Source organism: Hydrogenophaga sp. (assembly GCF_051007235.1).
Lineage (GTDB): Bacteria > Pseudomonadota > Gammaproteobacteria > Burkholderiales > Burkholderiaceae_C > Hydrogenophaga.
On sequence record NZ_JBPCSJ010000049.1, the window covers coordinates 1 to 5,366 of the forward strand.

The 5,366-nt window shown below is 70.7% G+C and carries 6 protein-coding genes and 1 pseudogene; 4 read left to right on the forward strand and 3 right to left on the reverse strand.

What is annotated here, in order from left to right:
• A pseudogene (locus ACR2JA_RS01545) lies at window positions 1–343 on the forward strand (bifunctional [glutamate--ammonia ligase]-adenylyl-L-tyrosine phosphorylase/[glutamate--ammonia-ligase] adenylyltransferase); the annotation flags it as partial.
• A complete protein-coding gene (locus ACR2JA_RS01550) occupies window positions 340–981 on the forward strand; it encodes a hypothetical protein (RefSeq protein WP_434007385.1) in 642 nt (213 codons plus the stop codon). The pseudogene ACR2JA_RS01545 and the gene ACR2JA_RS01550, both read left to right, overlap by 4 nt.
• Before the next feature lie 24 nt (window positions 982–1,005).
• Here the strand turns inward: ACR2JA_RS01550 and ACR2JA_RS01555 are convergent, their stop codons facing one another.
• From ACR2JA_RS01555 to ACR2JA_RS01565, 3 genes are read right to left on the reverse strand one after another with little or no spacing between them, the layout of a single operon-like run.
• Window positions 1,006–2,586: a cryptochrome/photolyase family protein gene (locus ACR2JA_RS01555; RefSeq protein ID WP_434007386.1), complete on the reverse strand. Its 1,581-nt coding sequence runs from the start codon at window positions 2,584–2,586 to the stop codon at window positions 1,006–1,008.
• Window positions 2,583–2,756 (reverse strand): DUF2256 domain-containing protein, encoded by a 174-nt coding sequence (locus ACR2JA_RS01560; protein ID WP_434007387.1) that lies wholly within the window; start codon window positions 2,754–2,756, stop codon window positions 2,583–2,585. Before ACR2JA_RS01560 ends, ACR2JA_RS01555 begins: the two co-directional genes overlap by 4 nt.
• On the reverse strand, window positions 2,753–3,730 hold the full coding sequence (locus ACR2JA_RS01565) for a MerR family transcriptional regulator (RefSeq protein ID WP_434007388.1): 978 nt from the start codon (window positions 3,728–3,730) through the stop codon (window positions 2,753–2,755). The genes ACR2JA_RS01560 and ACR2JA_RS01565 overlap by 4 nt, the downstream gene beginning before the upstream one ends.
• Window positions 3,731–3,790: 60 nt before the next feature.
• On the opposite strand from ACR2JA_RS01565, the gene ACR2JA_RS01570 reads away from it, so the two are divergent.
• Complete coding sequence (locus tag ACR2JA_RS01570; protein WP_434007389.1) at window positions 3,791–4,417, forward strand: glutathione peroxidase; 627 nt, start codon at window positions 3,791–3,793, stop codon at window positions 4,415–4,417.
• Between the two features lie 312 nt (window positions 4,418–4,729).
• On the forward strand, window positions 4,730–5,366 hold a 637-nt coding region (locus tag ACR2JA_RS01575; protein ID WP_434007390.1), incomplete at its 3' end, for an NAD(P)-binding protein.

A 5,366-nucleotide genomic window follows, 5' to 3' on the forward strand; every position in this document is an offset into this window, starting at 1 on the left:
GGTGCGCGCGGCGCACCCGGTCAAGGCCGGGGCGTTCGACGTCAAACACAGCGTGGGCGCCATGGTCGACGTGGAATTCGTCGTGCAGTACCTGGTGCTGGCGCATTCGGGCCAGCATCCCGAGCTGCGCGGCAACCTGGGCAACATCGCGATGCTGCAGCGCGCCGAGGCCGTGGGCCTGCTGCCCGCCGGCGTGGGCCAGGAGGCGGCCGACGCCTACCGCGAACTGCGCCACCTGCAGCACCGCGCGCGGCTGGACGAAGCGCCGACCCAGATCGACGCGGAACAGGCCGAACCCCTGGCCGCCCCGGTGCGCACCCTCTGGGCGCAGGTGCTGGGATGAGACGCCCGCGCAGCTGGCTGCTGCTGTGCGCGCTGCACGGCGTGGCCAGCATGCTGCTGTGGTGGACGCAGCCGACCACGCTGGAGTGGATGACCTGGCGGTCCGACGAAGACCTGCACTTCCCCTGGACGCTGTGGACCAGCGCCTGGGTGTACCAGAGCACGCCGCAACTGATCGGCCACCAGCTGGCGCTGGGTGTGCTCACCGCGTTCGCCTGGGTGGTGCGCCCCCCCTGGACCAGCACGCTCGCCTGGTTCCTGGCCTGGCCGCTGGCGCAGGCCTCGCTGCTGCTGTGGCCCCAGATCGGTTACGCCATCGGCCTGTCGGGCGTGCTGCACGCCGGCTGGGCGGTGCTGGCGGTGCAGCTGCTGCAGCGCCGCATCGAGATGCCGCAGGCGCAGCGCTGGGGCGGGCTGCTGCTGGCGGGGCTGGTGCTCAAGCTGGGCCTGGAACGGGCCTGGGACCACCCCGTGGTGTGGGACAGCGGCAACGACCGTTCGCTGGTGCAGGCGGCCCACCTGGCCGGCGCGGTCTGGGGACTGTGCCTGGGTGGGCTGGCCCGCTGGCTGCCGGCCGTGCGCTGGCGCGCGCGGGCGCCGCAGCCGCCCGCGCCGCCGGACGAGACGGTGCATCCCTGAACGCCTGAACGCCACGGATGCGGCTCAGACCGCGTCCAGGTCTTCCAGCAATGTGTCGGCCCGCGCGCGCAGCGCCTCGCGCGTTGCGGCGTCCATGCGGGCCAGGTGCGTGACCATCAGCCGCGTGCGCGGGTTGCCGGCCAGCGCGGCCTCGTGCCGGTCCAGGAACGCCCAGTACAGCACCGTCATCGGGCAAGCCTGCAGGCCGCTGCGCTGCTCGGGCCGGTAGCGGCAGCCCTGGCAGTGGTTGCTCATGCGCGCCACGTACTGGCCGCTGGCGATGTAGGGCTTGCTGGTGAAGCGCCCGCCGTCGGCGTACAGCGCCATGCCGGCGACATTGGGCAGCTCGACCCAGTCGATCGCGTCCACGTACACCGCGAGGTACCAGTCGGCCACGGCCTTGGGGTCGATCTGCGCCAGCAGCGCGAACTGGCCGGTGAGCATGAGGCGCTGGATGTGGTGCGCGTAGCCGTGCCGCAGGGTCTGGCCGATGGCGTCCCGCATGCAGGCCATGTGGGTCTCCCCGGTCCAGTACCAGCGCGGCAGCGCGCGCGTGTGGCCGAAGTGGTTGGCCTGCGCCAGCTGCGGCATGGTCTGCCAGTAGACGCCGCGCACGAACTCGCGCCAGCCCAGGATCTGGCGGATGAAGCCTTCCACGCTGGCCAGCGGCAGCGCCTGCGGGCCGCGTTCGTGGTGCGCGCGCTCCACCGCGTCGATCACTTCGCGCGGGTGGATCAGGTGCAGGTTCAGCGCCACCGACAGCAGCGAATGCCAGCCAAACGGCGTGTCGTTCCACATCGCGTCCTGGTACGGCCCGAAGCCCAGCAGGCGCTCGTCGATGAAGTGCTGCAGGGCCTGCAAGCCCTGTTCGCGCGTGACCGGCCAGGCGAAGTGGTCCAGCGAGCCGGGGTGGTCGGGGAACTGGCGTTCGACCAGGGCGAACACCTCGCGCGTGAGCGCGTCGGGCTCAAAGCGCGCGGGCGGCGGGATCCAGCCCGGGCCGCTGGCCGGGTAGGCCGCGCGGTTGTCCACGTCGTAGTTCCACTGGCCACCCAGCGGTTCGTCGGGGCGGGCCATCAGCACGCTGTGCTCGCGCCGCATCAGGCGGTAGAAATGTTCCATGCGCCATTCGCGCCGCCCCGCCACCCAGCGGGCAAAACGGTCGCGGCTGCACAAAAAATGGCTGTCCTCGTGCCAGACCAGCGGCACGCCGGCGCGCTGCGCCACGTCGGTGATGGCCTGTTCCAGCCGCCACTCGCCGGCCTCGCACAGGTGCAGGCTCTGCGGCTGCGTGGCCTGCAGCACCCGGGCCAGCCGCTCGGGCAGGCTGAGCGCGTCGGCCAGGGCCGGGTCGTCCAGCGCCAGGTAGCGCAGCGGCCAGCCGCGGGCCTGCACGGCCTGCGCAAAGTGCCGCATGGCCGACAGGAAAAGGGCGATGCGGGCGCGGTGGCTCCAGACCAGCGTGGCCTCGCCGGGCGCCTCGATCATCAGCACCTGGTCCAGCGTTGGGTCGAAGCCGGCCAGGGCCGGGTTGTCCAGCCACAGCTGGTCGCCCAGCACCAGCACCAGGCGGCGGGGGGATGGGTGGAGGGGGGTGGCCGTCATGGCGCCCCCCGCCGGGCCAGCGCGCGGCAGCGGTCGCTGCAGTACTTCACCTCGTCCCAGCAGCGTGCCCAGGCCTTGCGCCAGCTCATGGGGCGGCCGCACTGCTGGCAGGGTTTGCTGGGCAGATGGGCCTTGTTGCCCTTGAAGCCTTCGCGTTCGCCTCGGCTCATGCCGCGACCCCGGTGGTGTGTTCGGTCCGCCAACGTGCCACGGCCGGTGCGATCTGGTCCAGCTCGGCCATGTGGGTGTGGCCGGGCAGCGGCACCGCGCCGCGCGGCCCGGTCTGCAGGGCAGGGCACTGGCCACCGGTCCACAGCTGCACCGCGGGCGGCAACTGCGGCAGCAGCTGTTCGAGCGCGTGGCGGGCGTCGCGCGGCTTGAGCAAGGCCGAAAAACCCAGCGCCACCACGTCGGCCCCGCCGGCCCGCGCGGCCTCGGCGATGTCGCGCAACGGCGTCTGCGCGCCCAGCGACGTGGTCTCGCAGCCTTCGAGCACCAGCATGCACTCGGCCATCAGCAGGCCCAGGGTGTGGACCTCGCCGGGCACGGTGGTCAGCAACACCCTGGGCGGCCGCAGGGCGCTGGCCGCCGCCACCTGCGACAGCCCGGTGCGCAGCAGCCGCTGCACCAGCTCGGTGTAGAGGTGCTCCTCGAACACGGCCAGCTCGCCGTCCAGCCAGGCCTGGCCCACGCGCCGGTTCAGGGGCGCGACCACGTCGCGCACCAGCGAGGCCAGGCCGTGCACCAGCAGCCACTGTTGCAAGGCCTGGTGCAGCGGCTGGCTGCGCTGGGTGCGCAGCAGGTCCATCCAGTGCGACAGGTCGGGGCCGGCGGCGGAGGCGGGCACCGGCGCCTCGGCAGATTTTTTTGCTGCGCCCTGCATCCGCTGGGGCCGCGCCGGCGTATCCAGTGCGAGCAGCTGCGCCAGCGGCAGCGGCACCACCCGGCCCGGACGGTGTCCAGCGTCCAGCAGGCGGCGGATGTGGCGCAGGCGCAGCAACTGGTCGCCGTCGTAGCGGCGCTCGCCCTGGGCGTCGCGCAGGGGCAGCGGAAAGCCGTAGCGCCGCTCCCAGACGCGCAAGGTGTCTTTGGAGAGGCCGGTGTCGCGTTCGACGTCGGCGATGGTGTGGGCGGCTTCGGTCATGGGACTTGAGTTTGTCTAAGACAGATGCTTCAATGCAAGCGAATTTTCGGAGTGGAACCCATGAACACAAACTTTGTCCAGATCAAACTGAAAACACGGGCGGCGTGCGGGGCCGTGCTGGCGGCCAGCCTGCTGGCGGTGACCATGCCCGCTCTGGCCCAGACCCCGCCGACACCCCTGGTCGCACCCGCGGCCAAAGCCTGCCCGGCCCTGCTCAACCACCGCTTTGACCGCCTGCAGGACGAAAAGCCCCAGGACCTGTGCCAGTACGCCGGCAAAGTGGTGCTGGTGGTCAACACCGCCAGCTTCTGTGGCTTCACCGGTCAGTACAAGGCGCTGGAGGCGCTGCACAGCCGCCTGCAGGCGCGCGGACTGGTGGTGCTGGGCTTTCCGGCCAACGACTTCGGCCGCCAGGAACCGGGCAGCAACCAGGCCATTGCCGACTTTTGCGAAAACACCTTCGGCGTGCAGTTCCCGATGTTCACCAAGACCACCGTGGTGGGCGCCAGCGCCAACCCGCTGTACCGCCAGCTCGCGGCGCGCACCGGCCAGGTGCCGCAATGGAACTTCCACAAGTACCTGATCGACCGCAGCGGCCAGACGGTGCGCAGCTTCCCCAGCGCCACCGAACCCAATGACCCTGCTTTCGTGAGGGAATTGGAAAAAATGATTCAGGCTAAATTGTGACTGATCGGTCACAATGAAACCAACAAGTCATTTTCTGTGTCCCCAGTCCCCATCGCCCACCGGAGAGCCCACATGTCATCACCCGCACGGAACTTTCTGACCGGTCCCCGGCTCCATGCGGGGGTGGCCTTGAGCCGACAGGCTGGGGGATCACACCCGTTTTATGCACTGCGAAGCCTTCCGTCCCTGTGGGCGGATGCAATCCCGAGGCGCTTCTCCTCCTCCTCCCTCCCTCCCTCCTTCGTTTCGGGGCGCTTCGCAGGCCTTTGTCTTCCGGCCCACCCGGCTATCACCGTGGTAGGGGTCTGAGCCATGTACTCGGACCACACCCCCCAGCCCATCGGCGGCGCCGGCGCACCGCGCCAGCCCCGCGTGGCCATCATCGGTTCCGGCATCTCCGGTCTGGCCGCTGCCCACACCCTGACCGGCCTGGCCGACCTCACGCTGTTCGAGGCGGGTGACTACTTCGGCGGCCACACCCACACGGTGGACGTGACCCTGCCCGACGCCGGCGGCCGCCCGACCACCTTCGGTGTCGACACCGGTTTCCTGGTGCTCAACGAGCGCACCTACCCAAATCTGCAGGCCCTGTTCCGCCAGCTGGACGTGGCGATCGCGCCGTCGGACATGTCGTTCTCGGTGCAGGCGCCGGGCGCCGGCCGCAACGGTGGCCCGCTCGAATGGAGCGGTTCGGACCTGTCCACCGTGTTCGCGCAGCGCGCCAACCTGGGCAACCTGCGCTTCTGGCGCATGCTGGCCGACATCGTGCGCTTCAACCGCCTGGCCACGCGCCTGGCCGAGCGCGGCGACGACCTGGGCGAGGGCAGCCCGCTGCTGCAGCCGCTGGGCGACTTCCTGCGCCAGCACCGCTTTTCCGACGAGTTCCGCGACTGGTACTTCCTGCCCATGCTGGGCTGCATCTGGAGCTGCCCGACCGACCAGATGCTGC